The organism is Streptomyces lichenis (assembly GCF_023218175.1).
GTDB lineage: Bacteria > Actinomycetota > Actinomycetes > Streptomycetales > Streptomycetaceae > Streptomyces > Streptomyces lichenis.
In genome coordinates, this window is record NZ_JALPTH010000024.1 from 1 (window position 1) to 26,425 (window position 26,425).

16 protein-coding genes are annotated in these 26,425 nt (G+C 74.5%); 8 read left to right on the top strand and 8 right to left on the bottom strand.

The window, feature by feature from the left end; all coding sequences use genetic code 11:
• Nucleotides 1-133: 133 nt before the first annotated feature.
• On the bottom strand, nucleotides 134-853 hold the full coding sequence (locus M1O15_RS22490) for an HNH endonuclease family protein (RefSeq protein WP_248636042.1): 720 nt from the start codon (nucleotides 851-853) through the stop codon (nucleotides 134-136).
• Nucleotides 854-1,116: 263 nt separating this feature from the next.
• On the opposite strand from M1O15_RS22490, the gene M1O15_RS22495 reads away from it, so the two are divergent.
• Nucleotides 1,117-2,277 (top strand): alpha/beta hydrolase family protein, encoded by a 1,161-nt coding sequence (locus M1O15_RS22495; RefSeq protein ID WP_248635936.1) that lies wholly within the window; start codon nucleotides 1,117-1,119, stop codon nucleotides 2,275-2,277.
• 33 nt (nucleotides 2,278-2,310) lie between these two features.
• On the opposite strand, the gene M1O15_RS22500 is transcribed toward M1O15_RS22495, so the two are convergent.
• Nucleotides 2,311-3,765, bottom strand: coding sequence for an MFS transporter (locus M1O15_RS22500; protein ID WP_248635937.1), 1,455 nt, complete (start codon nucleotides 3,763-3,765; stop codon nucleotides 2,311-2,313).
• A 239-nt stretch (nucleotides 3,766-4,004) separates the two neighbouring features.
• Between M1O15_RS22500 and M1O15_RS22505 the strand changes: the two genes are divergently transcribed.
• The 3 genes from M1O15_RS22505 (at nucleotide 4,005) to M1O15_RS22515 (ending at nucleotide 7,806) form a co-directional block, all read left to right on the top strand.
• The gene (locus M1O15_RS22505; protein ID WP_248635938.1) at nucleotides 4,005-4,373 is read left to right on the top strand and encodes a low affinity iron permease family protein; all 369 of its coding nucleotides are present in this window, start codon (nucleotides 4,005-4,007) and stop codon (nucleotides 4,371-4,373) included.
• A 189-nt stretch (nucleotides 4,374-4,562) separates the two neighbouring features.
• Nucleotides 4,563-6,281 (top strand): sigma-70 family RNA polymerase sigma factor, encoded by a 1,719-nt coding sequence (locus tag M1O15_RS22510; RefSeq protein WP_248635939.1) that lies wholly within the window; start codon nucleotides 4,563-4,565, stop codon nucleotides 6,279-6,281.
• Nucleotides 6,282-6,399: 118 nt separating this feature from the next.
• Nucleotides 6,400-7,806 (top strand): LAETG motif-containing sortase-dependent surface protein, encoded by a 1,407-nt coding sequence (locus M1O15_RS22515; protein ID WP_248635940.1) that lies wholly within the window; start codon nucleotides 6,400-6,402, stop codon nucleotides 7,804-7,806.
• A gap of 102 nt (nucleotides 7,807-7,908) precedes the next feature.
• On the opposite strand, the gene M1O15_RS22520 is transcribed toward M1O15_RS22515, so the two are convergent.
• Both M1O15_RS22520 and mfd read right to left on the bottom strand, forming a co-directional pair.
• On the bottom strand, nucleotides 7,909-8,379 hold the full coding sequence (locus tag M1O15_RS22520; RefSeq protein ID WP_248635941.1) for a subtilase-type protease inhibitor: 471 nt from the start codon (nucleotides 8,377-8,379) through the stop codon (nucleotides 7,909-7,911).
• 269 nt (nucleotides 8,380-8,648) lie between these two features.
• Nucleotides 8,649-12,179, bottom strand: coding sequence for a transcription-repair coupling factor (gene mfd / locus M1O15_RS22525; RefSeq protein WP_248635942.1), 3,531 nt, complete (start codon nucleotides 12,177-12,179; stop codon nucleotides 8,649-8,651).
• Nucleotides 12,180-12,856: 677 nt separating this feature from the next.
• Between mfd and M1O15_RS22530 the strand changes: the two genes are divergently transcribed.
• The gene (locus tag M1O15_RS22530; RefSeq protein ID WP_372499557.1) at nucleotides 12,857-14,122 is read left to right on the top strand and encodes a DUF2079 domain-containing protein; all 1,266 of its coding nucleotides are present in this window, start codon (nucleotides 12,857-12,859) and stop codon (nucleotides 14,120-14,122) included.
• A 108-nt stretch (nucleotides 14,123-14,230) separates the two neighbouring features.
• Here M1O15_RS22530 and M1O15_RS22535 read toward each other — a convergent pair whose 3' ends face one another.
• On the bottom strand, nucleotides 14,231-16,996 hold the full coding sequence (locus M1O15_RS22535; protein WP_248635944.1) for an AAA family ATPase: 2,766 nt from the start codon (nucleotides 16,994-16,996) through the stop codon (nucleotides 14,231-14,233).
• Between the two features lie 522 nt (nucleotides 16,997-17,518).
• Between M1O15_RS22535 and M1O15_RS22540 the strand changes: the two genes are divergently transcribed.
• Both M1O15_RS22540 and M1O15_RS22545 read left to right on the top strand, forming a co-directional pair.
• A complete protein-coding gene (locus M1O15_RS22540) occupies nucleotides 17,519-18,121 on the top strand; it encodes a helix-turn-helix transcriptional regulator (protein ID WP_248636043.1) in 603 nt (200 codons plus the stop codon).
• A gap of 274 nt (nucleotides 18,122-18,395) precedes the next feature.
• A complete protein-coding gene (locus M1O15_RS22545) occupies nucleotides 18,396-20,630 on the top strand; it encodes a DUF8189 domain-containing protein (protein WP_248635945.1) in 2,235 nt (744 codons plus the stop codon).
• A gap of 229 nt (nucleotides 20,631-20,859) precedes the next feature.
• Here the strand turns inward: M1O15_RS22545 and M1O15_RS22550 are convergent, their stop codons facing one another.
• From M1O15_RS22550 to M1O15_RS22560, 3 genes are all read right to left on the bottom strand, one after another.
• On the bottom strand, nucleotides 20,860-23,439 hold the full coding sequence (locus M1O15_RS22550; protein WP_248635946.1) for an ABC transporter permease: 2,580 nt from the start codon (nucleotides 23,437-23,439) through the stop codon (nucleotides 20,860-20,862).
• Nucleotides 23,436-24,224, bottom strand: coding sequence for an ABC transporter ATP-binding protein (locus M1O15_RS22555; protein ID WP_248635947.1), 789 nt, complete (start codon nucleotides 24,222-24,224; stop codon nucleotides 23,436-23,438). Before M1O15_RS22555 ends, M1O15_RS22550 begins: the two co-directional genes overlap by 4 nt.
• Nucleotides 24,225-24,555: 331 nt before the next feature.
• Nucleotides 24,556-24,831 (bottom strand): hypothetical protein, encoded by a 276-nt coding sequence (locus M1O15_RS22560; protein ID WP_248636050.1) that lies wholly within the window; start codon nucleotides 24,829-24,831, stop codon nucleotides 24,556-24,558.
• On the opposite strand from M1O15_RS22560, the gene M1O15_RS22565 reads away from it, so the two are divergent.
• Nucleotides 24,830-26,329 (top strand): MFS transporter, encoded by a 1,500-nt coding sequence (locus M1O15_RS22565; RefSeq protein WP_372499551.1) that lies wholly within the window; start codon nucleotides 24,830-24,832, stop codon nucleotides 26,327-26,329. The two genes, M1O15_RS22560 and M1O15_RS22565, sit on opposite strands and share 2 nt — an antisense overlap.
• Nucleotides 26,330-26,425 lie beyond the last annotated feature (96 nt).

Below are 26,425 nucleotides of genomic sequence, written 5' to 3' on the forward strand. Positions count from 1 at the left end.
GCTCAACCAGTGGATGCTGCGGGCCCTCACCGCCGAGTCCGCCGACGAAGTCTTCGCCGAGGCCGGGGAGCAGTAGCGGCGGCGTCCGGGGGCTTGCGTGCATCACGCGAGCCCCCAGACGGGCAGGGCTCTCTCACCCCCCGCACTGCGCCAGCATGGCCTTCTTGTCGGCCGGGGTGACCGGCAGTTCGTACTTCACGGCCACCTGGGCGAAGCGGACCGCGTAGGCGCAGCGGATCGGCTTGCTGGGCGGGAGCCAGGAGGCGGGGCCGGAGTCGCGCTTGGCGGAGTTGGTGGAGCCGTCGACCGGGAGGAGGTTGAGGGTGTCGTTGGCGAGTTGGCGGCGTTTGGCCTCGGGCCAGCGGGCGGCGCCCATCTGCCAGCCGTAGGAGAGCGGGACGACGTGGTCTATCTGGACCTCTGCCGCGTCGGCCTTCTTCCAGGCGATGTCCTTGCCGGTGTAGGGGTCGGCCAGGGTCAGGGACATGACCACGCAGTCGGACCCGGACCGGAATCTGACCTTCTGGCCGTCGCGCTTGAGCAGGTCGTTACGGGTGTCGCAGCCGTTGCGGGCCAGCGGCACCCCGTCGGCGGTGTCCAGCCAGGCGTGGCCGAACTTGTCGCGGTCGTAGCCGGTCTTGGGGCCCCGGCCCTTGACGGCGACCTTGTCGATGACCGCCCGGGCCTTCGCCTGCTGGGCCGCCGAGGTGAGGGCGGCGAGGCCGGGACGGGTGCCGTCCGGGTTGTCCAGCGGGCTCACCGACCGGCCGTCACCGGGGACACCCGGGGCGGCGGAGGGGTCGCCCGGAGTGTCGATCTCGGGCAGCGTCTCGCACCCGGCGAGCAGGACCATGGCGGTGGTGGCGGCGGCGAGGGCCGCGGCGGACAGGGCACCGCGCCTCGGGCCACCTCGCACCGCGGCGGGCAGGACCGGCCGCTCCGGGCCGCTGTGAACCGTCGTCATGAGCATGGGCATGCCCGCGATATCAGGGCTTCATGTCCGGCTCGGACGGGATCGTCGGCCATCGGGAGGAGACGGGTGCCGTACCGGAGTCGCACAGCGCTCGGGCCGGAGGAGGACGACCGCGGGCCGCCCCGCTGCCTAGCCTCGCGGCTATGAATCGATCGCGTTCACTGCCTCGTGGCGCCACAGCCGCACTGCTCGGCCTGTCCCTCGTCCTGATCGGCTCGGGTGCGACCCACGCCGCCACCGCCCCGGTCGCCGCCGACTCCGCCCGGGTACGACTGCAACTCCCGGCGCCCACCGGGCGGTACGCGGTCGGACGGGACACCCTGCACCTGGTCGACCGCAGCCGTGCCGACCCGTGGGTCCCCCAGGCGGGGGCGCGGGAGCTGATGGTGTCGATGTACTACCCCGCCCGGCCCGGCGGCGGCCGGACGGCCCCCTATATGACCAGGGGCGAGGCCGGGGCCTTCCTCGAAAGCCGGGGGCTGGGCGACGCGGTGTCCGCCACCACGCTCAGCAGGACCCGCACCAATGCCCGCCCCGGCGCCTCGCCCGTGCGCGGCAGGCACCCGCTGGTGGTGCTGTCGCCGGGGTTCAGCGTCCACCGCTCCACTCTGACCCTGCTCGCCGAGGAACTGGCCGGCCAGGGGTATGTCGTCGCCTCCGTGGACCACGCCTACGAGTCCGTCGGCACGGCCTTCCCGGGCGGGCGCCTGCTCGATTGCGCGGCCTGCGAGCAGACCCAGCCCGGCGGGTACGGCGTCGTCCCTCCGGGCCGGGCGCGGGACGTCTCCTTCCTGCTGGACCGGCTGCTCGCCGACCGCCACCCGGCCTGGCGCCACGCCCGCATGATCGACCGGGACCGGATCGGTATGGCCGGCCACTCCATCGGCGGCGCCTCCGCCATGTCCACCATGGTCCGTGACCAGCGCGTCCGCGCCGGGGCGAACCTCGACGGCTCGTTCATGGAGCCCGTACCGGCCGAGGGGCTGGGCGGCCGTCCGTTCCTGCTGTTCGGCACCGGCGAGGACGACAGCACCTGGGCCCGCGACTGGCCGCTGCTGGACGGCTGGAAGCGCTGGATCAGCGTCACCGGGTCGGGCCACTTCACCTTCACCGACATCCCGGTCCTGGGTGACCAGTTGGGACTGCTCACCCCGGACGAGCCCCTGTCGGGCACCCGCTCGCAGGAGATCACGCGCGCCTATGTCACGGCCTTCTTCGACCAGCATCTGAAGGGGCTGGACCGGAAGCTGCTGGACGGTCCGTCCGCCCGGCACCCGGAGGTGGTCTTCCGGCGCCAGGGCTGACAGGGCCCCTGTCGGCGGCCTACGGCTCGCGGCCTACGCCCTGCCGGGTCGCTCGCGGCGCGTTGCGGAAGCGGCGACCAGCAGGGCGGCGGCCGACAGCGCGGCCGCGACCGCGAAGACGGTGCGGGTCCCGGCGGCCACGTCGGCGGGCGGCGCGGTGGCGAGGTCGCCGGTGCCCACCGCGTAGGCGAAGACCGCGCCCATCACCGACGTACCGGTGACCAGGCCGAGGTTGCGGGAGAGGCCCAGCACCCCGGAGACCGTGCCGCGTTGGTCGGAGTCGACGTCGGCCATCACGCCCGCGTTGTTGGCGGTCTGGAAGAGGGCGTACCCGGCGGTGGTGGCGGCCAGCGGGGCGAGGTAGCCCGGGACGCCGGAGCTGGCGGGCAGTACGGCGAGGGCCGCGCAGCCGGTGGCCATGACGGCCAGCCCCAGCCGGGTCATGGCGGGTGCGCCGAGGCGGTCCACCAGGCGGCCGGCGGGTATGCCGGTGAGGGCGGCGACCGCCGGCCCGGTGGACATGGCCGGCCCGGACACGGCGGCGGACAGCCCGAGCGCGCCGGAGAGGTGGAAGGGGCCGACGACCAGGGTGGTCATCATCACCGTGGACACCAGGGCGCTGGTGGTGAGCCCGGCGCCCAGCCCGGGGCGGCGCAGCAGCGCGGGCCGGAGCAGCGGCGCGGCCGTCCGGGCCTCGATCCGTACGAAGAGCAGCGCGCCGAGCGCGGCGGCGGTGAGCAGGGCGAGGTTCAGGGTGGTGGACGGGCCGCCGCCGAGGGTCATGGCCAGTGCGTACGCGGTGAGGGTGGCGGCGAGCACGGCGGTGCCGGCGTGGTCGAAGCGGATGGTGGAGGCGGTGGTGGGGTGGGGGTGGTCGGCGGGCAGCTGGCGGCGGACGATGGCCCAGGTGGCGGCGGCCAGCGGCACGTTGAGCAGGAACACGGCCCGCCAGCCGAGGCCGGTGACCAGCAGGCCGCCGAGGGAGGGGCCGAGGGCGGTGCCGACGGCGGAGACGGTGCCGAGCAGGCCCATCGCACTGCCGGTGCGCTCCTTCGGTACGGTCCCGCCGACGAGGGCCATGGTCAGCGCCATCATCACGGCGGCGCCCACGCCCTGCGCCACCCGGGCCGCGACCAGCGCCCACAGCCCGGGCGCCAGCCCGCACAGCAGCGAGGCGCCGGTGAACACCGCGAGCCCGCCCAGCATCAGCCGGCGCCGCCCGACCAGGTCACCGAGCCGCCCGGCGGCGACCAGCAGCGAGGTGACGGCGAGCAGATAGCCGAGGACCACCCACTGCACCGCCGGGAAGGAGGCGCCGAAGGCCTCCGCCAGGGTGGGCAGGGCGACCTGGGCCACGCTGGTCCCGAGCGAGGACAGCAGCATGGCCCCGGCCAGCCCCGCCAGCGCCCAGCGCACCGAGCCCGGAGGGGCGTGTGGCCCGGAGGCGGCTGCGGAGCCGGTCGGGCCGGTGGGCGACGAGACGGACATGGGTCCCCCTGCGGGTGGGGCGGCCCGTTCGCTCCCCCGGATGCGCGGCGCGGAATGCGGGACACGGGCCGCGGAACGGTCGGAGTCGGGAGCAGCGTGCGGCGCGGGATGCCGTTACGGCAAGGAAGCTTGCCAGGTCGGCAAGCCGGGCGCCCGGGGGCTTCACTCCCCCGCGCCCGGGCAGGAGCACCGCACGGCCGGGGCGGGACCGGCCGCACCCTCGGCCCGGGAGGCGGAGCATGACCCTGGAACATCCGGCGGAGCGCGGCGGCAGCAGACGCGGCCCCTTCGAGCACCTGGCCGAGAAGGCCTCCAACTTCACCAGCAGCCCGGCCTTCTTCGGGGTCTGCCTGCTCCTGGTGGGCATCGTCATCGGGGTGCACATCGCCAAGGCACCGCTCACCTGGATGCTGCTCGCCGGTGAGTCGATGACGGCGGTCACCCTGCTGCTGCTCGCCCTGCTGAAGAACAGCGAACGCCGCGCCGAGCACGCGGTGCAGCAGAAACTGGACGCCATCGCGGCCGCCCTCCTGGAGGCCCAGCAGGGCGAGTCCGGCCCGGCCCGGGACAAGCTGCGCACGGCGATAGGGGTCGAGGAGCAGACCTAGGTCAGCCCGGCAGAGCACGCAGACCGGCGGACGGTGGGCGGGTCCGGTCTGGTCGGGTGGGAGGGGAGGGGCGTACGGTGAGCGCGCCCGGAGGGCCGCCGTCCGGCTCCGGGTGCCGTCGGGATGTGGCGGGGGTCGGACGCGGGCGGCGGCTTTCCGATGGACGAGCGCCCTGGACGAGGTCCGCAGATGACCGGCATACACGCGCGGCACCCCGGCCGCATCGACCCGGCGGTGCCCGCCGACGGGCGGTCCGACGCCGAACTCGGCGGCGAGGTGCGGCGGGCGGGGGACGAGGCGGCGCTCGCCGAGCTGTACCGGCGCCACCATCCGGCCGCCCTGGCTTACGCCCGTACCTTCGCCCGCGATCCGCACACCGCCGAGGACCTGGCCTCGGAGGCGTTCGCCCGGGTGCTGCGGGCGGTACGGTCCGGCGCGGGGCCCGAGACCGCCTGGCGGCCGTACCTGCTGACGGTGGTGCGGCACACCGCCGGGGAGTGGGCCGCCACCGCCCGGCGGACCGAGCTGAGCGAGGACTTCGAGCAGTGGCTGGACGAGCGGGTCGCCGCCGATCCGGCCGCCGGGGGCGTGGAGTACGCGGGTGGCGAGGAGCGGATGGTCGCGCTGGAGGAGCGCAGCATGGTGGTCCGCGGTTTCCGCGCGCTGCCCGAGCGCTGGCAGGCGGCCCTGTGGCACAGCGTGGTGGAGGGCGAGTCGGCCGAGCGGATCGGGGTGCTGCTGGGGGTGAGCCCCAGCGGGGTCACCTCGCTCACCGCCCGGGCCCGGGAGGGGCTGCGCGAGGCGTACTTGCGCGCGCACGCCGAGAGCGGCAGCCGGAGCGAGGAGTGCCGGCGCCATGGTCCGCTGCTGGCCGCCGCGGTCCGTCGCGGTGGACGGCGGTGGGACCGGCGGCTGCGCCGGCATCTGGACGGGTGCGGGGACTGCCGGCACGCGATGGTGGAACTGGCGGACCTGGACCGGCGGTTGGGTGCGGTGCTGCCGGTGGGGCTGCTGGTGTGGGGTGGACACACGTATGTCAGTGGGCAGTTGGGGGCGGTTGCGGGGGTCGGGGGCGGGAGTGGGGCGGTCGCGGGAGTCGGGTCCGGGGGTGGGGCGGCTGGGGCCGGGTCCGGGGCCGGGGGTGGTGCAGCGGTGGCGGGCGGGAAGGTTGTCGCGGTGGGGGCCGCGGTGGTCGCCACTTCGGCGCTGGTGGTCGGGGGGCTGCTGCTGCCGGATGGGGAGGAGGGGGAGAGGAGGCGGGAGGGGGCTTCGGTGGTGGGGCCGGTGCTGAGTGGCGTACCGGTGCGGTCGCCGGAGGCCGCCACGCCGGAGGTGTCCGAGACTCCCAGCCCGCGGGCGACGAGTGCCGAGCCCTCGCCACGGGTGAGTGCGACAGCGTCCGCCTCGCCGTCCGCCTCGCCGTCGCCGTCCGAGTGGCTGCCGAAGGCGGAGGACCGCACCCGGCTGCGGCTCGCGGCCACCGACCGGTGCATGGAGATCCCGGGCGGGAGCGCCGCCGTTGGGGTCCAGGTCCGGGAGGCGGCCTGCGACGGGAGTCGCCGGCAGGTGTGGGAGCTGCTGCGGCCGGGGGATGACGGGCGGGTGCAGATCCGCAACGGCGGGACGGGCCGATGCCTGGCCAACCAGGGGACGGAGGCGGACGACGCCCCGGTCGTGCAGGCCGGCTGCGATCCGTCCGACTCCCGCCAGTTGTGGACGATGTACGCGCCGGCGGGTACGGGCGAGGCGCGGTTCATCCAGGAGGGTGACCGGATGTATCTGGGGCTGAACGACTGGTGGAACGCCGCCGAGGGGAAGGCGCACACCGCCGATATCGGCACCAACCGCCATTACTACGGGTCTTCTTCGTTCGGGTTCCGGTATGACGGGGCGTTGTTCGACGGCTGAGACGGCTGAAACGGCGCACTTCGGCGGCTTCGGCAAAGGGTTGGTAAAGGGGCGGGACGGGGGTGGGCGGGGGGACTCCCCACCCCCGTAACGCCCCACCGATCCCGAAGGACCCCCCATGCACAAGCGCGCCCGTACGGGTCTCGCCGCCGCGGCGGCCACCACCGCCGTACTCGCCGCCGGCGTCACGGCCGCACCCGCCGCCCAGGCCGCCGAGGACGGCCCGGCCCCGGTCAGGAACCGGGTGCTGGTGGTCATAGCGGAGTTCAAGGACGCCCAGCACGTCGACACGGAGGCGCTCCGGCAGGACGCCGCGAAGGAGTACTTCGACGGGCCGCAGTCGATCGCCGGCTACTACACCAAGGTGTCCCAGGGCGCCTTCACCTATGTTCCGGCCGCGGAGGAGAAGGTCGTCGGGCCGTACACGCTGGATCTGCCGCAGAAGCCGTGCGACGCCGGGGCGGTCAACAAGGCCGCCCGGGAGGCCGCGGCGGCGGCCGGGTACGTCGAGAAGGAGGACTACGACTCCATCTCGGTCCTCCAGCCCGGTGAGGGCAGCGAGTGCGGCTGGCTCGGGCTCGGCTCCATGCCCGGCCCCAACACCTGGCTCCAGGTCGGCAAGGGCAAGATCGGCAAGACGGCCATGGTCCACGAGTTCGGCCACAACCAGGGCTTCAACCACCACAAGCGCGACGAGTGCCCGGGCGGCGACCTCAGCCGCTGCACCACCGCGGAGGGGCACAGCGGCCGGACCCCGATGGGCGGGGGCGGCACCGGCGTCGGCTTCGTCGCCCCGGAGCTGATCGGCAAGGGCTGGCTGCCCGGCGGCCAGGCCGTCACCGTGACGAAGTCCGCCACCTTCACGCTCAAGCCGCTGTACGGCGGTGCGGCGGGCGGGGTCCGGGCGCTGGACATCCCGCTGGGCGACGGCGGCAAGGACCGGCTGGTGGTGGAGTACCGGACCGAGGACCCGACCTACACCGATGACGACGAGGGGAACCTGGACGCGGAGGTGGAGGGGGTGCACGCCTATCTGGTGCCGGAGGGCGACTACAACAACTCCCGGCTGCTCGACCCGACGCCCGGGGAGGGCAAGGGCGACGCGGAGGCGATCACCTCGCTGACGGACGCGGCGAACAAGGTGGGGGTGAAGGTGGTGAAGTCCGGCGGCGGCTCGGCCACGGTGTCGGTGAGCCTCGGCGGGGTGCCCGCGCCCGCGGCGGACGAGTCCTCCGTCAAGCCGCAGGGCACCGACACACCTGCCCCGCAGCCGGTGAAGGGGACCGGCGGGCCCGCCACGGAGCACGGTGACGAGTCCGACGCGGCCGCCGCGCCCGGCAGCTCCTCCGCCTCCCCGGCCCCCGCCGACCACACGGAGATGGGCGGCAGCGGGAAGAAGGACCTGGCGGCCACGGGCGGCAGCTCGGCGACGCCGGTGATCGCGGGCGTCGGCGCCCTGCTGGCTGCGGCGGGCGCGCTGTGCCTGTTCGCCATGCGCCGCCGCGGTGGACGCCGGCGCGCCTGAGGCCGTCCGGGTACCGCCCGGCCCCGCGCCCCGGTACCCGGGCAGGGCGACGGGGCCGGGGACTCTCCGCAGGGAGCCCCCGGCCCCGTACGGCCGGGGGCGTCAGAAGGTGGTCAGCGGGCCGAAGGCGCCTCGTACGCAGTCGTTGGAGAAGGAGCGGGCCTCGTCGACGCGCCGCCCCTGCCAGACCCCTTGCAGGGTGACGGTGACGGGGCGCAGGTCGAGGGTGCAGGAGGTGCCGGTGTCGTGGAGCCGGGAGAGCCGGCCGTCCGCCTCCTGGAGCGCGTCACAGGCGGCGGCAGGGCGCGGGTGGGTGCCGCCGGGGGCGTAGGCGCAGGTCAGGGTGACGGCTCGCTGGGGCGCGGCGGCCATGGCGGAGGGGCCGTCGTTGACGGTCAGGACCAGCGCGGAGGGCGCGTAGAGCGACCGGGTGGCCGGAGCCTGCTCCGGGGCCGTGGGGGCGTGGAGCGACCGGGTGGGCGGGGCCTGCTCCGGGGCGGCGGCGCCTGCCGTGGCGGCGGTGATGGCGACGAGGGTCAGTGCGCCGGCGACGGCGGTGATACGGGACTTCACGGGAACTCGTTCCTCCTGGCGTACGCGGTGGAGTCTGCCGCCGCCCATATGAGGCCGACAGGCATCGCCGAGTGTCCTCGCGCAGCGGTCCGCCCGTCCGCCGAATGCGGCCCGTACACCCCTGGGTCGGCATAAGTCATCCGGTCGGATTGTCGGATGAGCGGACAGTGGACGGGAGGCGACGAGAGGGGGCGGGGCGGCGGGCGGGGCCGGGGGACGTCCTCGGTGGGAGGAGCGGCCGGCCCGGCCCCGCATCCGTACCCGTACGGTCAGGAACCCAGGATCGAGGTGAGGAACTCCCCCGTCCAGGCGAGCAGTTCGCGGCCGACGACGGGCTTGCCGCCGATCTTGCCGGAGGTGGGGCGGGGGACCAGGATCTGCTTGGTGGGGGCCTTGATGACGGTACGGGGGTAGAGCCGCTTGAGGCGCAGCTCCTGGGACTCGCGCAGGTCGACGGGGCCGAAGCGGATGTTGGGGCCCTGGAGGACGATCTCGCCGACCCCGCAGGCGCGGGCCAGCATGCGCAGGCCGGCGACCAGGAGGAGGTTCTCGACGGGCTCGGGCAGCTTGCCGTAGCGGTCGGTGAGCTCCTCGCGTACCGCCTTGATGTCCTCCTCGGTGGTGGCGGAGGCGATGGAGCGGTACGCCTGGAGGCGCAGCCGCTCGCCGGGGGCGTAGTCGTGCGGGACGTGCGCGTCGACGGGGAGTTCGATCTTGACCTCCAGCGGGGCTTCCTCTTCGACGCCGCCGTCGAGGGAGGCGCGGTAGTCGGCGACCGCCTCGCCGACCATGCGGACGTAGAGGTCGAAGCCGACGCCCGCGATATGGCCGGACTGCTCGCCGCCGAGGAGGTTGCCCGCGCCGCGGATCTCCAGGTCCTTCATCGCCACGTACATACCGGCGCCCATCTCGGTGTGCTGGGCGATGGTGGCCAGCCGCTCGTGGGCGGTCTCGGTGAGCGGCTTCTCCGGCGGGTAGAGGAAGTAGGCGTAGCCGCGCTCCCGGCCCCGGCCGACCCGGCCGCGCAACTGGTGCAGCTGGGAGAGGCCGAAGTTGTCGCCGCGCTCCACGATCAGGGTGTTGGCGTTGGAGATGTCGATGCCGGACTCCACGATCGTGGTGGAGACCAGGACGTCGTAGCGCTTCTCCCAGAAGTCGACCACGACCTGTTCCAGGGCCTGTTCGGACATCTGGCCGTGGGCGGTGGCGATCCGCGCCTCGGGGACGATCTCGCGGAGGCGGGCGGCGGCCCGGTCGATGGACTCGACCCGGTTGTGGATGTAGAACACCTGGCCCTCGCGGAGCAGTTCGCGGCGCAGCGCGGCGCCGATCTGCTTCTCCTCGTAGGGGCCGACGAAGGTGAGGACCGGGTGCCGCTCCTCGGGCGGGGTGGTGATGGTGGACATCTCGCGGATGCCGGTGACCGCCATCTCCAGGGTGCGCGGGATGGGGGTGGCGGACATGGTGAGCACATCCACGTTGGCCCGCAGCTTCTTCAGCTGCTCCTTGTGCTCGACGCCGAAGCGCTGCTCCTCATCCACGATGACCAGGCCGAGGTCCTTGAACTTGGTCTCGGAGGAGAAGAGGCGGTGGGTGCCGATGACGATGTCGACCGAGCCGTCCCGCAACCCTTCCAGGGTGGCCTTCGCCTCGGTGTCGGTCTGGAAGCGGGAGAGCGCCCGGACGTTGACCGGGAACTGCGAGTACCGCTCGGAGAAGGTGCCGAAGTGCTGCTGGACGAGCAGCGTGGTGGGGACCAGGACGGCGACCTGCTTGCCGTCCTGCACCGCCTTGAACGCGGCGCGCACCGCGATCTCGGTCTTGCCGTAGCCGACGTCGCCGCAGATCAGCCGGTCCATCGGGACCGTCTTCTCCATGTCCTCCTTGACCTCGGCGATGGTGGACAGCTGGTCGGGGGTCTCCGCGTAGGGGAAGGCGTCCTCCAGCTCCCGCTGCCAGGGGGTGTCCGGGGCGAAGGCGTGGCCGGGGGCCGCCATCCGGGCGCTGTAGAGCTTGATCAGGTCGGCGGCGATCTCCTTGACCGCCTTCTTGGCCCGGGCCTTGGTCTTGGTCCAGTCCGCGCCGCCCAGCCGGTGCAGGGTCGGGGCCTCGCCGCCCACGTACTTGGTGACCTGCTCCAGCTGGTCGGTGGGGATGTACAGCCGGTCGCCGGGCTGGCCGCGCTTGGCCGGGGCGTACTCGACCAGCAGGTACTCGCGGGTGGCGCCCTGCACGGTGCGCTGCACCATCTCGATGTAGCGGCCCACACCGTGCTGCTCGTGCACGATGTAGTCGCCGGCTTCGAGGGTGAGCGGGTCGATGGTCTTGCGGCGGCGGGCCGGCATCCGGCCGCCGTCCTTGCCGGCCGCCTTCTGGCCGGAGAGGTCGGTCTCGGTGAGGACGGCCAGCTTGAGGGCGGGGTCGACGAAGCCGTGGTCGATGGAGCCGCAGGAGACATGGACGACGGAGGGGGAGATGGCGGCCAGGTCGCGGTCGAGGCGGGCGGGGATGCCCTCGCCGCCCAGGACCTCGACGGTACGGGAGGCGGGGCCGTGCGCCTCGGTGACGAAGACCGTCCGCCAGCCGTCGGCCAGCCAGCCCTTGGTGTCGGCCAGCGCGCGGGCGGTGTCGCCCCGGTAGGTCTCCGGGGCGCGCATCCCGAGGGTGACGGTGTCCTCGTCCAGCTCCGCGTCGGCGGCGAAGGGTGACACCGACCACCACATCATGCCCAGCTCACGGGCCCGGTCCCGGACGTCGGCGATACCGCGGAGGGAGGCCGCGCCCACATCGATGGGGGCCTCGCCCCCACCCGCGGTGGCCGCCCAGGAGGCGGCCAGGAACTCCTGGCTGGTGGCCACCAGGTCGGCCGCCCGGGTGCGGACCCGCTCCGGGTCGCAGACCACCGCCATCGAGCCGGCCGGCAGCACGTCGAGCAGCAGCTCCATCTCGTCCACCAGCACCGGGGCCAGGGACTCCATGCCCTCCACCGCGATGCCCTCGGCGATCTTGCCCAGCAGTTCGCCCAGCTCCGGGTGCGCCTCGGCGAGCGCGGCGGCCCGCTCCCGTACCTCGCCGGTGAGCAGCAGCTCACGGCAGGGCGGCGCCCACAGACCGTGCTCGGCGACCTCCAGGGACCGCTGGTCGGCCACCTTGAAGTAGCGGATCTCCTCGACGTCGTCGCCCCAGAACTCCACCCGCAGGGGGTGCTCCTCGGTGGGCGGGAAGACGTCCAGGATGCCGCCGCGTACGGCGAACTCGCCGCGCTTCTCGACCAGCTCGACGCGGGCGTAGGCGGCCGCGGCCAGTCCCTGGACGATCTGCTCCAGGTCGGCCTGCTGCCCGGTGCGCAGGGCCACCGGCTCCAGCTCGCCCAGCCCCTTGACCTGCGGCTGGAGTACGGAGCGGATGGGGGCGACGACGACCGAGACGGGGCCGGTGGCCGGGTCGTCGGCGGACGGGTGGGCCAGCCGGCGCAGGACGGCGAGGCGGCGGCCCACGGTGTCCGAGCGCGGGGAGAGCCGTTCGTGCGGCAGCGTCTCCCAGGACGGGAACTCGGCCACTTTGTCGGGGTCGAGGAGGGTACGCAGGGCCGCCGCCAGGTCCTCCGCCTCGCGTCCGGTCGCGGTCACCGCCAGCACCGGGCGGCCGGCGTCCCGGGCCAGCGCGGCGATCGCGAACGGCCGGGCGGCCGGCGGTCCGACCAGGTCCACCTGGGGCCGGCGGCCGTCGGCGGCGGCCTTGACCGCGTCGGCGAGGGCGGGGTCCTTGACGACGGCGTCGAGCAGACCGTGCAAGCTCATGGAGGCGTCCATCCGGGGAGATACGGGGGTCACGGGGGCGTGAAGGGGGCGGGGGGTCGGCGCGGGGGGCGGGAGGGGTCAGCGGGGGCGGGGGCAACGCGGAAGGCCCGACACGTCACACGGGCCGGGGTTTCCCAGCGTACGACGTGCCTGTGACAGCCGCGTCCGAAACCGGACGCCCGCCGAGGCGCCCGCCGGGAGGCCCGGGGTCCCGGGGTGGGCGCGGGGGCCGACCCCGGTGGTCGGCCGGTCGGACGTGTTCCCGGACACTTGTGCCGTAACAGGTCAACCGTGCGAGGCCCGGGGGGCGTATACGGCTTCGGCGCCATAGGACCGGGGCGCACGGCAGCAGCAAGTGAAGGAGCCGACCACCCATGCGCGGAGACACCGTCGCCGCCCCCGCCGCGCGCGGGGCCGGAACCGGGGAGCCGGAGGCGCCGGTACCGATACCCGTGGCGGCGAAGGCGGCGTCGGCGGATTCCGGGGCGGTGACGGCGGTATCGGGGGGTCCTGGGGCGGCGAAGGCGGCGTCGGGGGGTTCCGCGGCGACGAAGGCGGCGTCGGCGGGTTCCGGGGGCCGGTGGGTCGGGGTGGGCTGGGGGGAGCGCGCTCCCTGGCTGCTGGCCCTGCTGCTCTTCGCCGCGTACACCGCCCTCTCCGTGCTGCGCTACCACCGGATGGAGACCCGCTCCTGGGACCTGGGCATCTTCGAGCAGGCGATCCGCGGCTACGCCTGGCTGGGGGCGCCGATCGCCGACCTGAAGGGGCCGGGGGACAATGTCCTCGGTGATCACTTCAGTCCGGTCACCGCGCTGATCGCGCCCGTCTACCGGGTCTTCCCGACCCCGGTGACGCTGCTGGTGGTGCAGGCGGCGCTGTTCGCGCTGGCCGCGGTCCCGGTGGCCCGGGCGGCCGGGCGGCTGCTGGGGCGGGGCAAGGGGCTATCGGTCGGGGCGGCCTTCGGGCTCTCCTGGGGCATGCAGCGGGCGGTGGACTTCGACTTCCACGAGATCTGCTTCGCCGTCCCGCTGATCGCCTTCTCGCTGGAGGCGCTGCTCGCCCGGCGCTGGCGGGCCGCCCTGCTGTGGGCGCTGCCGCTGGTGCTGGTGAAGGAGGACCTGGGGGTCACGCTCGGCGCGATCGCCCTGGTCACCGCCTGGCGGGCCCGCCGGGACTCGCGCCGGGCGGTGTGGTGGGCGCTGGGGGCGGCCGCGTTCGGGGCACTCGCCGCGCTGCTGGCCTTCACCGTGCTGATCCCGGCCTTCAACACCGCGGGCGGCTACGACTACTGGGCCAAGGTGGACGGCGGGCCCACCCCGCTGGCGGGCGCCGAGACCAAGGTGCGCACCCTGCTGTGGCTGCTGCTGCCGACGACCGGGCTGCTGGCGCTGCGCTCCCCGCTGCTGCTGGTCGCCGCCCCCACGATCGGCTGGCGCTTCCTCTCCGGTGACGACCACTACTGGTCCACGGACTGGCACTACAGCGCCGTACTGATGCCGGTGCTGCTGCTGGCGCTCGCCGACGCGGCGGACATCACGCGCCGCAGCCCGCGGCCCTGGCTGCGGCGGTACGCCGACGGGCTGCCGGCCTGCGCGGCGGCGGCCGCCCTGGCGCTCACCCCGTCGCTGCCGCTGGGCGCCCTCACCGAGTCCGCGGCCTGGCGCAAGCCGGAGAAGGCGGTGGTGGCCGAACGGATCCTGGACCGCATCCCGGACGGGGCGACCGTGGAGGCCAACGTGGGCCCGATCAGCCGGCTGGCCGGGCGCTGCCGGGTGCTGTGGGTGGGCGACTCGCGCGGGGTCACCCCTGACTACATCGCGCTGAACAACGGCTCCGGCTGGGTGCGCGACCCCTATGCGTACGCCCGCCGGCTGCATCCGAAGGCCCGCTACTACCTCCATGGCGAGGGCGGCGGCTATCTGGTGCTGAAGCGGAGCGGGTGAGGTTTCCCCGGTTTCCTCGGTTTCCTTGGGGTTTCTTCGGTTTCCTTGGGGTTTCCTCGGTTTCCTTGGGGTTTCCTCGGTTCGTCGGTTCCTGGGTTTCCTTGGCGGTCACCAGCCCGGGTGGCCGCCGTCGGCCAGGGCGCCCGCCAGCTCCGTGCGGCGGCGTATGCCCAGCTTGCGGTAGGTGCTGGTCAGATGGGTCTCCACGGTGCGGCGGGCCAGGTGCAGCAGCCCGGCGATCTCGGTGTTGGTGCGGCCGTCCGCGGCCAGCCGGGCGATCCGCCGCTCGCTGCCGGTCAGCGCCCCGGAACCGGTACGGGCCGCCGCCGGGGCGCGGGCGCCGCCCTCGCGCAGCGCCTGGCCGGTCTGGTCGAGCAGCCAGCGGGACCCCGTGCGCTCGGCCAGCTCGGCCGCCTCGCGCAGACAGCCCCGGGCCCGGCCGCGCTCCCCGGCGGTGATCAGCTGGCGCCCCTGGGCGAGCAGGGCCGAGGCCAGCTCCGGGGCGGCGGCGCCGGGCGCCTCCCGCAGGGTCCGCACGGCCTGCTCGGCCAGGGCCAGACCGCGCCGCCCGCCGGTGGCGGTGCCCAGGACGCGCAGGGCGCTGCCCACCGTACGCGGGGTGTCCCACACCCGGGCGAGCCGCAGCTCCTCGTCGACCAGGGCCAGCGCCTCCCGGCCGCCGCCCAGCGCCAGCCGGCATTCCGCGGCGGCCGTGCGCCAGGGGGTGACCACCGGGCTGACCACCTCGCGGGCGGACTGGCGCCGGCCGCACTCCAGAAAGTCGTGGAGCGCGCCCGCCGGGTCCCCGATGGCGGTCCGCAGCACCCCGCGGGCGTAGAGGAAGCGGTTCAGGTACCAGCCCTCGGAGGCCTCCCGTAGGTCGAAGCGGTCGGCGAACCGCCGCGCCTCGTCGAGCCGGCCGGTGTGCACCAGCGCCACCAGTGCGTGGGCGTCCCGGTTGGACGGGCGAGCGGTGATGTCGGGGACGATGGAGACGTGGGCGAGCAGGGTGGTGTGGTCGCCGCGGGCGGCGGCGATGTCGGCTCGGGTGTCCAGGAGGGCGAGGTGCATCGGGTGGAGGAGGGAGGGGTGCTGTCCGGCCAGTCCGCTGTCCACCAGCCGGTCGGCCTCGTCCAGTTCGTCCGCCCACTGGGCCACCGCCGCGGCCGTGCCCAGCAGGAACGGCTCGGCCAGCGGGTCGGCGGGCTGGGCGAGCAGCTCCCGCATCCGCCGCATGGCCTCCCGGGCGGAGAGCAGCCCGGCCGTGGCCGCGTGCCGCAGCAGCAGGGCCTGACCCGCGGTGCCCACCGCCTCCGGGGAGTGCGCCCCGGCCTCGCGCAGCCGGCGGTAGACCGCCTCGCGGGCCGCCGGGTCGGAGTCGGACAGTAAAGCGGTGGCGGTCCGCACGGTGCGGGCCAGCTCCGGGTGCCCGGCCATCCGGCCCTCGGCGCGGCCCAGTACCTCCAGGGCGGTGCGGATCTCGCCGCGGGCGGCCAGGGCGGTGCCCAGCGCCACGGCGGAGCGCACCCGGTTGCGGGGCGGGGCCGGCAGGTGCTGCGCCTCGGCCAGCCGGGCGATGGCCGCCGGGGCGTCGGCGGAGGCGTACTCCAGGGAGCCGAGCTCGGTCAGCAGGCGCTGCCGCAGACCGTCGGGCAGCGGTTCGTCCAGCGCCCGGCGGAGATAGCCGGCGGCGTCGTCGGGCCGGTCGCCGTGCACCGCGACCGTCACCGCGTCCCGCAGCACCCGCAGCGCCCAGGGCAGCCCGACGGCCGGTGCCCGCAGCAGCTGGCCGGCGACCGCCTCGACCCGGTCGCCCCGGTGCAGCATCACCTCCGCCGCCGCCCGGTGCGCCGCCTCCCGGCGCGGGCGGGGCCAGCCGGTGAGCACGGCGTCGCGCAGCAGCGGATGGGCGTAGCGGGGGCGCTCGGCGGCGTCGCGGCGCAGCACCCCGAGCCGGACCATGGCGGCGAGCCAGCCGGCGGTACGGGCCGGGTCGGTGCCGGCCGCGGTGGCGATCAGCTCCACCGGGTCACCGGTCGGGCCGGGCGGCCACGCCTCCTCCAGCGCGGCCAGGCAGCGGGCCGCGTCGGCGGTGCCGGGACCGGCGCTCTCCAGCCACCAGGACACGGCCGCCGGGTAGGTGCCCGGGTACAGCGCGGCGCAGGTCTGCGGCAGTTCGGGGACACCGGCGGGGGCCGGGGTGCCGCCGAGGTCGTCCAGGAGGGCGCGCAACAGCGCGGGGCTGCCCGCGGCGGCCCGTACGCACCAGGCCGCCCACCGCTCGCCGGCCGCCGGGAACGCGGACCGGACCAGCGCATCCGCCGCCGGGTCGCTGAGCGGGGCGAGGGTGTGGGTGCGCACCAGGGACGGGGGCAGCGGCTGGGCCAGCCCGGCGGGGCCCGGCTCGACGTCGTACTGACTGCGCTCGGTGGCCAGCAGCAGGACCGGCAGCCCCTCCACCCGCCGGGCCGCCTCGGCCAGCCAGCGGCGGGAGGCCCCGTCGGCGAGGTGGACGTCGTCCACGGCCAGCAGCAGCGGTGCCTCGGCCGCGTAGGAGCGCAGCAGCCGCCACAGCCGGGCGGCGCTGGCCCGGTCGTCGCCGTCGGGCGTCAGGTCCGCGAACTCCGGTACGGCGCTGAGCAGATGGAGCACGGTGGCGAAGGGCACCGCGGTGTCCTCGGGCGAGCAGCGGGCCCGCAGCACCCGCAGGCCCCGGTCGGCGGCGTGGCGCGCGGCGGCCTCCAGCACGGCGGTGCGGCCGGTGCCGGTGGCGCCGCGGACCAGGACGAGGCCGCCGCTGCCGGCCCGGGCGCGCGCGGCCTCGGTCGCGACCAGGGCCAGGGCCTCGTCGCGCTCCCGGAGCGTCGCGGTCACGGTCACCGGTGTCTCCCCTCCCCTTGGCCCGGTAGGTGCTCCCCCGTGGTGCTCCCTCCTGGGAGACGGGCGTTCGGCCGTGTTGGTGAAGTGAGATGACACACGTTCAGTGGTGGGGCGGTCACCGGCGCGCCGGTTTCCCTTGGCCGGTGCGGCCTGCACCCACAGCCGCCCCCGGCCGCCTCCGGGGTGCCTTCCCGGCCCCGTCCCCCCGTGCCCCGCCGACGGCGGTCTGTGCGCGGCGGGTCCTTCACGGCGGGCCCCGCGCCGGACTCGTGGTGTGTCTCGTGGTCCTCCACGATTGCGCTTCGGGTGGCGGCCCGAGAACGCTGGACGGCGTTCCTCCGCCGCCGGCCCGAGCCGGACGGCGGGCTCCTGAACAGGAGGAAACGCTTGCTCACCGCACCCCGGACCACCGTCCCGTCCACCTCCGGAACCCGAACCGGCACCGGCCCCGTTTCCTGGCCGGGCACCGGCACGCTCCGTTCGGCTCCCGGCTCCGGTGGCGTCCCGCGCGTCCCGGTGGCCGTGACCGGCTCGGACCCGCTCAGCCGCGAGGGCGCGGTCAGCCAGTTGCGCCGCCATCCGGAGATCGACCTGCGCGAGGAGTGCGGCCCGGGCACGGTGGCGCTGCTCGTGGAGGACTCCCTCGACGACGCGGCGCTCGCCCGGTTGCGCCGGGTCGCGCGCGGCGAGGGCACCCGGGCCGTGCTGGTGGTCGGCTCCCTCCGGGAGAGCCAGCTGCTGGACATCGTGGAGTGCGGTGTCGGCGCCATCGTGTGGCGGCACGAGGCCACCGCGCACCGGCTGGTACAGGCGGTGCTGGCCGCCTCCCGGGGCGACGGGGACCTGCCGGCCGACCTGCTGGGGCGGCTGATCAGCCAGGTGGGCACCCTGCACCGGGGCGGCGCGAGCCGCACCGGCCCCGCCTCGCCCGGGCTGGTGCCCCGCGAGGTGGACGTGCTGCGGCTGGTGGCCGAGGGCCTCGACACCGGGGAGATCGCCGGGCGGCTCTCGTACTCCGAACGGACCGTCAAGAACGTGCTGCACGGGCTGACCACCCGGCTCCATCTGCGTAACCGCGCCCACGCCGTGGCCCACGCGCTGCGCGAGGGCTACATCTGACCGTGACGGCGGCGGCCGGCCGGAGGGGGAACCGCTCAGCGGCGGCGAGCGTTCGGCGGCGGCAAGGGCCGCCGGGCCGGTGCCGGAGAAGCGGGAGGTACGGGTGGCAGCAGGGGCCTGAGCTGGGAAGACCGGTACCGGTAGGGCACCGGGCGGAGGGCGGCGGCGAGCGACACGCCGCCTTCACCATCCCTTCAGGAATGAGGTGTCCATGCCCTGGAGTGGGTCTCCGCCGGCCACCGCCGGCGACCACTCCGAGAACGGACACCCGCAGATGACCCGTCCTGCCCACCCCCTCCGGCGCTCCGCCACCCCGCTGCTCGCGGCGGCGACCCTGACCGCCGCGCTGGCCGTCGCCGGTCTGCCCGCCCCGGCCGCCGCGTCCGCCGCGTCCGCCGCCACCATCGCGGCCTCCGCGTCCAACCCCAACCCCCGGGACTGGCCCGGGATGCGGGACGGCGGCGCGATCGATCCGAAGAGCCTGGTGCTGCCCCGGTGGATGTCGCAGATCAGCGGCGTCATCGGGAACCGGCCGCTGAACCGGATCGTGATGCCCGGCAGCCATGACGCCGGCTCCTGGAGCATCACCGACCGGACCGGGGTCTGCGACACCGCGTCCGAGGCGGACCTGGCGCGGAAGTTCCCGCCGGTCGCCGCCGCCATCTCGATCACCCAGATGTCGACCATCAAGCAGCAGCTCGCCAACGGTTCGCGCTATCTGGACCTGCGGCTCTGCAAGCAGGGCGGCAAGTGGTACACGTACCACGGCGGTCCGCTGGGCGGCCTGTTCTTCGACGACCCGGCCACCGGGCGCAAGGGCGAGATCAACGAGATCGCCGAATGGCTCCGCGACCACCCCGAGGAGATCGTGACCATCGAGCTGCGCACCTCGGTGTCGGCCGACTCCGACCCCTCCGAGGCCCGGAACACCGCCGCCGAGGACGAGGCCGAGGCGGTGGACCTGCTCGGCGCGGCGATCGGCACCGACCGCATCGCCGACCGGAGCAAGCTCTCCCCCACCTCCACGTACAACCAGTTCATGGCCGCGAAGGCCAACGTGGTCCTGATCGACACCAAGAACCGCACGGGCCACCCGTGGGCGTGGCGCAGCGACACGGTGGAGAGCCGCGACAGCTATGTGGAGAACAAGGACTGGGGCGGGCTGATCCGCGACGCGCTGAAGGGCCGCACCGCGATCGACAAGATCAGCGACACCGCGATCAAGCGGAACGAGGAGGTGCTGCTGAACGACTTCGGGGACTCGAACAAGCTGTTCACGCTCTCCGGGAACGTGGACTCCACGCTCGCCCTCCCCGACGCCGTCGCCGACGTGGCCGCCACCATGGACTACAAGCCGGACGGCATGCCGTACATGCTGTATCTGGCCCGGGAGCACAACACCCGGCTGCTGGCGAAGCTGGAGGGCCGCTGGCGCCACTCGGACATCGCCCGCAACGGCAACATCGTCCAGATCGACTATGTCGGCATGGGCGGCCGGCGCGCCGACGGGTCGATCATCTTCTCCGACGACATGAGCGCCGCGATCATCGCCAACAACACCCCGACGACGGCGCCGAACACCCTGGTGGGCGCCGAGCGCCGGGCCGACGGCGGCTGGAACGCCACGGCGGAGCTGCCGGGGGCGTACTCCTCGGCGGAGTTCGGCGGGGGCGAGCGGGCGGTGACCGCGATGCCGGACGGCTCGCTCCACTTCGCCGCCTATGGCGCCGACAACCTGATGTACCACAACATCCGCTTCGCCGACGGCTCCTGGCAGGGCTGGCAGCGGTTCAACAGCGCCGACGCCGACCGCCGGTTCCGGACCGGGCCGCTCGCCGTGGCCAGCACCCCCGACGGCACCCTGCACATCGCCGCCGTCGACAAGGACGGCAATCTGATGCACACCCTGCGCCGGCCGGACGGCAGCTGGCAGGAGGGCTGGGGCGCCGTCCCGGACGGCCAGGGCCGCCCGTTCCAGGCCAAGGGCGTGGCGCTCGCCGGGCTGCCCAACAACTCGATCAAGGTGCTCGCCTACGGCAAGGACGGCGCCATGCGGATGACCGAGCGGTATGCGAACGGGCTGTGGGAGCAGACGGGCTGGCAGACCATCCCCGGCGTGGGCGCCCCGGTCTTCGCGGGACGTGAACTGGCCGTCGCCACGACCAAGGACCACTCCGTCCAGATCGCCGCGATCGGCCAGGACGGGAAGGTCTACCACATGGTCCAGGACGTACGGCGGGTCAACAAGCCCTGGGGATCCGTGCAGTGGTCGGCGGACGAGGCGATGCAGGCCACCGATGTCTCACTCGCCACCCTGCCGGACGGCTCCGCGCAGCTGGTCGCCATCGGCCTGGACGGCAACGTCTGGCACACCGTGCGGCACGGGGACGGCTCCTGGACCGGCTTCGGCTCGGTACGCGGCTCCTACGGCCGGGCCCTGGCCGCCACCGGGGTCGGCATCACCGCCCTCCCGGACGGCCGCACCTACACCCTCGCCGGCGCCCGCTGAGCCCGGGGAGCGGAGGGGGCAGCGCCGCCCGTTGACCTCGGCCGGAGGGGGCAGCAGCGGTGCCTGCCACCCCTCTCCGTGCTCTCCCCCCGGGGGGCTCCACCTCCACCCCCGTGAGAGGTGGAGCCCCGTCCGGGGTGGGCCGGTCGGCCCGGCCCGCTCGGGGTGGGCCGGTCGGCCGACCCGTGAAGGGCGCCGGGCGGGCGGCCACCGAGCGGTGCCGCGCGTGCTACTCGCTGGCTATCGCGTTCAGCACGTTCATCCGGCCCGCCCGGAAGGCCGGGACCAGGGCGGCTATCAGGCCGACGAAGGCCGAGCCGACGAAGACCGCGAGGATCGTCGGCCAGGGGATCTCCAGCACCTTCAGCCCCTCCAGGGCCAGCAGCTTCTGCGCCGCGGTGCCCCAGCCCATGCCGAGCCCGAGGCCGAGCAGCGCGCCGAACAGGGCGATCACCACCGACTCCAGCCGGATCATGCGGCGCAACTGGCGGCGGGAGAGCCCGATGGCCCGCATCAGGCCGATCTCCCGGGTGCGCTCCACCACCGACAGGGCCAGGGTGTTCACCACGCCGAGGACGGCGACGATGATCGCCAGCGCCAGCAGCCCGTAGACGATGTTGAGCAGCTGCCCGACCTGGTCCTCCAACTGCTTCTTGTAGTCGGTCTGATCACGGACGTCGTACTGCGGGTAGGCCGCCAGGGCCTTCTTCAGCGCGCTGTAGGCGGCCGCCTCCTGGCCGTCCCGGGCCTTGGCGAACATGATGGCGTTCTGCGGCATCTTCTCCGCGGGCAGGTACTTCTCCACGGTGGTGATGCCGGTGTACCAGGCGCCCCGGTCCACGGTGTCCTCGTCGGAGGTGATGGCCGCGACCTTCAGCCGGGCCGTCTCGCCTCCCTTGAACGCCACGGTCAGGGTGTCGCCCAGCTTCACCCCGTGCCGGTTCGCATAGGCGTCGCCGACCGACATGGCGTCCTTGCCGTAGGCGGCGGGCAGCTCACCGGCGACGGTCTCGCGGCGCAGGTCGGAGGCGTAGGTCGGGTCGGCGGCGACCAGGCCCTCGGTCTCCTTCTTCCCGTCGGGGGAGGTCACCACGGCGTCCACGATCCGGTAGTCGGTGACATGGTCCAGCCCGTCGCTGTCCTTCATGGCCCGCTCGGCCTGCGGCATGATCGGCTGGCCGGTGGGGCTCATCACGATGAAGTCGGCGCCCACCGTGCGGTCCAGCTCGTCGGTGGCCGAGGCCACCATGGAGGAGCCGACCACCGCGAGCCCCGCGACCAGGGCGAGCCCGATCATCAGCGCGGCACCGGTGGCGCCGGTGCGGCGCGGGTTGCGCAGCGCGTTGCGCTCGGCGAGGCGGCCGACGGGGCCGAAGACCCGCAGCACCAGGGCGCCCAGCACCCGGACCACACCGCCGGCCAGCAGCGGGCCGACCACCACGAAGCCGATCAGGGTGAGCACCACCCCGAGGCCCAGCAGCAGCGATCCGTCGGCCGCCTCGGTGGAGCGCGCGGCCCCGATCAGGGCGGCGGCGCCACCGGCGGTGAGCAGCAGTCCGAGGATGCCGCGCACCCGGCCGGCCCGGCGGTCCGCCGGGGTGCCGGCGTCCCGCAGCGCGGCCATCGGGGAGACCTTGCCCGCCCGGCGGGCCGGGGCGTAGGCGGCGACGACGGTGACGACGACACCGAGGACCAGCCCGACCACCGGGGTGGTCCAGCGGATCGTCAGATCGCTGGTGGACAGCTCCATGCCGACGGCCGACATCAGCTCCATCAGCCCGATGGCCAGGCCGACTCCGGCGCCGACGCCCAGGACCGAGCCGAACACCCCGAGCAGCACCGCCTCGACCAGCACCGAGCGGTTGACCTGGGAGCGGCTGGAGCCGATGGCCCGCAGCAGGCCGATCTCCCGGGTGCGCTGGGCGACCAGCATGGAGAAGGTGTTGACGATGAGGAACACCCCGACGAGCAGGGCGATCCCGGCGAAGCCGAGCATCGCGTACTTCATCACGTCCAGGAAGCCGGCGACGTCCTGCCGCCCGGCGTCCGCGACCTCGCTCTGCGTCCGCACCTGGTACTTCCCGCCGAGCGCGCTCGCCACGTCCTTCTTCAGCCGCTCCTGGCCCACCCCGTCGGCGGCGTCCACGGACACCCGGGTGAACAGGTCCTTGCCGCCCAGCAGCCGCTGCTGCGCGGTGGCGGTGTCGAACCAGACGATGGCCGCGCCGGGGTTGGTCACCTTGAAGGCCGCGGTGCCCGATATCCGGGCGGTGAAGTCACCGGTGACGGCGATGGTGCGCAGCTCGTCGCCGATCTTCAGCCCGTGCTTCTCCGCGGTGTCGGCGTCCACCAGCACCTCGGTGGGGCCGCGCGGGGCGTGACCGGAGGCGATCTCCATCGAACGCAGCTCACCGGGCGTCCAGTTGCCCGCGATGGTGGGGGCACCGGTGGTGGAGCCCATGTTCTTGTTGTGCGAGTCGACCACGGTGACGCTGGTCGAGGCGACCTCGCCCCGCGCGGACTCCACCCCGGGGACCGCGGCCACCCGCTCGACCAGGGAGGCGGGCAGTGCCTCGGGCCGGCCCGTCGCCGGGCCCGAGTCGTCGTCCTCGCCCCCGGCGCCCCTGGGGCTGACCGTGACATCGGAGGCGTCCAGCGCGAACAGCTTGTCGAAGGTGGTGTTCATGGTGTCGGTGAACACCAGGGTGCCGCTGACGAACGCCACCGACAGCAGTACCGCCACCGCCGACAGCGCCATCCGGCCCTTGTGGGCGAGGACGTTGCGCAGGGAGGTTCTCAGTACGCTCACGACGTCCGTCCCCGGGCGTCGAAGTCCTTCATCCGGTCGAGCACGGCCTCGGCGGTGGGGCGGGTCATCTCGTCCACGATCCGGCCGTCCGCCAGATACAGCACCCGGTCCGCGTAGCTCGCCGCCACCGGGTCATGGGTGACCATCACGATGGTCTGGCCCAACTCGTCCACCGAGCGGCGCAGAAAGCCCAGGATCTCCGCGCCGGCCCGGGAGTCCAGATTCCCCGTGGGCTCGTCGCCGAAGATGATCTCCGGCCGAGCGGCCAGCGCCCGCGCCACCGCGACCCGCTGCTGCTGGCCGCCGGAGAGCTGGCCCGGCCGGTGCTTCAGCCGCTCGGACAGGCCCACCGTCTCCACCACCCGCGCCAGCCAGCCCGCGTCGGGCCGGCGGCCGGCGATGTCCATCGGCAGGGTGATGTTCTCCAGGGCGTTGAGCGTCGGCAGCAGGTTGAACGCCTGGAAGATGAAGCCCACCCGGTCCCGGCGCAGCTGGGTCAGCTTCTTGTCCTTCAGCCCGGTGATCTCCGTGTCGGCGAGGAAGATCTGCCCGCCGGTGACCGTGTCCAGCCCGGCCAGGCAGTGCATCAGCGTCGACTTGCCGGAGCCGGACGGGCCCATGATGGCCGTGAACTCGCCCTGGGCGATGTCCACGTCCACCTGGTCCAGCGCCACGACCCGGGTCTCCCCGGTCCCGTACGCCTTGACGACCTGGCGCGCCCGGGCGGCAACGGCCGTCCGCCCTCCCGTACCCCCATAGGTGGGGCTCGTCACAGCCGTTGTCACGTGATGTCTCCTTAAGTCGGTCACAGCCGGTCACAGCCGGGCCCGCGCGGTCTCGCCGGACGCGGCCCGGTGCCGTGCGGCTCCGTATGAAGTGTTTCGCGCCAGGGCACCTGGGCGCCCTGGTGCCTGGCGCAGTCTTTTCCCGGGGGTTAACCCCACCCCCGGCCCCGCCCGCCCCGTGGCCGCCCGTGGCCGTCCCGCGTTCGCCCCTGTGGCCGTCCCCGTACCCGCCGCCGTCTCCCGGCGCCGTAAGAACAACCTAAGGACGCCGCCGCCCGCGCTCCTCCTCCGGCGGGACGAACCGACCCCCGCTCGAACCGGGGACCCGCCCCTAGGGGTTCTCCACCGGGAGGAGGAGTGAGAGGGTGAGCCGGCCAACTACATGCACAGGGAAAGGACTTCCGGTGGCGAAGAAGGTGCCGAAGAGGGCGCCGCGGAAAGCGCCGAGGAAGGTGCCGGGGAAGGCGCCGAGGAAGGTGCCGGAGGGGGCCGCGAAGGGGGTGCCTTCCGGCGGGGGCGCGGAGGCGACCGCCACCGCCGCGACCGCCACCGCCGCGACCGCCACCGGCGGACGCGGACCGCTGGTCGCCGCGCTGATGCTCGGCATGGCCCTGGCCGCCCTCGACGCCACCATCGTCTCCACCGCGGTCCCGCAGATCGTCGGCGACCTCGGCGGACTCTCCGTCTTCTCCTGGCTGTTCGCCGGCTATCTGCTCGCCGTCACCGTCACCCTGCCCGTCTACGGCAGGCTGTCCGACACCCACGGCCGCAAGCCCGTGCTGATCGCCGGGATCGTGCTCTTCCTGGCCGGCTCACTGCTGTGCGCCGCCGCCTGGGACATGCCCTCGCTGATTGCGTTCCGCATCGTCCAGGGCCTCGGCGGCGGCGCCCTCCAGGGCACCGTGCAGACCATCGCCGCCGACCTGTACCCGCTCAGGGAACGCCCGCGCATCCAGGCCCGGCTCTCCAGCGTCTGGGCCGCCTCGGCCGTCGCCGGCCCCGCGCTCGGCGGGCTGCTCGCCGGGTACGCGCACTGGCGGCTGATCTTCCTGATCAACCTGCCCGTCGGACTGCTCGCCCTCTGGCTGGTCGCCCGCCACCTGGTCGAACCCGCCCGCACCGCGCCCGAACGGCCGGAGGCCGAACCCGCCCGCACCGCGCCCGAACGACCGGAGACCCCACCCGCCCGGGTCGACTGGCCCGGCGCGCTCGCCATCTTCGCCACCGGCGCCCTGCTGCTGACCGCGCTCGTCCAGGGCGGCACCGCCTGGCCCTGGCTCTCCGCGCCCTCCCTCGGCCTGCTCGGCGCCGCCGCGCTCGCCGCCGCCGTCACCGTCGCCGTGGAACGCCGCGCCGCCGAACCGATCATCCCCGGCTGGGTGTGGCGGCGGCGCACCATCGCCGCGGTCAACCTCGCCCTCGGCGCGCTCGGACTGCTGATGGTGGCGCCGACCGTGTTCCTCCCGACGTACGCGCAGTCCGTCCTGGGCCTCGGGCCCGTCGCGGCCGGCTTCGTGCTCTCCGCCATGACCCTGACCTGGCCGGTCAGCGCCGCCCTCTCCAGCCGCGTCTACACCAGGATCGGGTTCCGGCGCACCGCGATCATCGGCATGACCTGCTCCACCGCCGTGCTGCTCGCCTTCCCGCTGCTGCCCTACCCCGGCGCACCCTGGCAGCCCACGCTGATCATGCTGCTGCTCGGCGGCTGCCTGGGGCTGTTCCAACTGCCTCTGATCGTCGGCGTCCAGTCCACCGTCCCCTGGTCCGAACGCGGCACCACCACCGCGTCCGTGCTGTTCTGCCGCCAGGTCGGGCAGAGCCTGGGCGCCGCGCTCTTCGGCGCCGTCGCCAACGCCGTCCTCGGCTCCCACCTCACCGAGGCCGGCCCCGCGCGCGGCGGCCTGGACGACCCGGCGGCCGCGCTCACCCCACGCGCCGTGGACGCGGCCGTGGAGTACGTCTTCCTGGGCGCCGCCGCGGCCGGCGCCCTGGCCGTCCTGGTCCTGCTCACCCTGGCGCCCCGCCGCTTCCCCGTCCTCCCCGAGGACCGCGCCGCCGCCCCACCACCGGAACCGGCCGTGCCCGTGGAGGACTTGGAGCCCTGAGACGGTGTCCCGGGTGGCGGCGAGGTGAAGGGCACGCGGATACGGAGGCTTCAGGGGCCGGGCCGGCCCGTGGACGGGCGCGCCGGGTTACGGTGC

Excerpts from the sequence above, each read along its gene's own strand:
- M1O15_RS22490 (WP_248636042.1), bottom strand. The coding sequence starts at position 853 with ATGGTCCTGCTCGCCGGGTGCGAGACGCTGCCCGAGATCGACACTCCG.
- M1O15_RS22495 (WP_248635936.1), top strand. The coding sequence starts at position 1,117 with ATGAATCGATCGCGTTCACTGCCTCGTGGCGCCACAGCCGCACTGCTC.
- M1O15_RS22500 (WP_248635937.1), bottom strand. The coding sequence starts at position 3,765 with ATGTCCGTCTCGTCGCCCACCGGCCCGACCGGCTCCGCAGCCGCCTCC.
- M1O15_RS22505 (WP_248635938.1), top strand. The coding sequence starts at position 4,005 with ATGACCCTGGAACATCCGGCGGAGCGCGGCGGCAGCAGACGCGGCCCC.
- M1O15_RS22510 (WP_248635939.1), top strand. The coding sequence starts at position 4,563 with ATGACCGGCATACACGCGCGGCACCCCGGCCGCATCGACCCGGCGGTG.
- M1O15_RS22515 (WP_248635940.1), top strand. The coding sequence starts at position 6,400 with ATGCACAAGCGCGCCCGTACGGGTCTCGCCGCCGCGGCGGCCACCACC.
- mfd (WP_248635942.1), bottom strand. The coding sequence starts at position 12,179 with ATGAGCTTGCACGGTCTGCTCGACGCCGTCGTCAAGGACCCCGCCCTC.
- M1O15_RS22530 (WP_372499557.1), top strand. The coding sequence starts at position 12,857 with ATGGAGACCCGCTCCTGGGACCTGGGCATCTTCGAGCAGGCGATCCGC.
- M1O15_RS22545 (WP_248635945.1), top strand. The coding sequence starts at position 18,396 with ATGACCCGTCCTGCCCACCCCCTCCGGCGCTCCGCCACCCCGCTGCTC.
- M1O15_RS22565 (WP_372499551.1), top strand. The coding sequence starts at position 24,830 with ATGGCCCTGGCCGCCCTCGACGCCACCATCGTCTCCACCGCGGTCCCG.
- M1O15_RS22560 (WP_248636050.1), bottom strand. The coding sequence starts at position 24,831 with ATGCCGAGCATCAGCGCGGCGACCAGCGGTCCGCGTCCGCCGGTGGCG.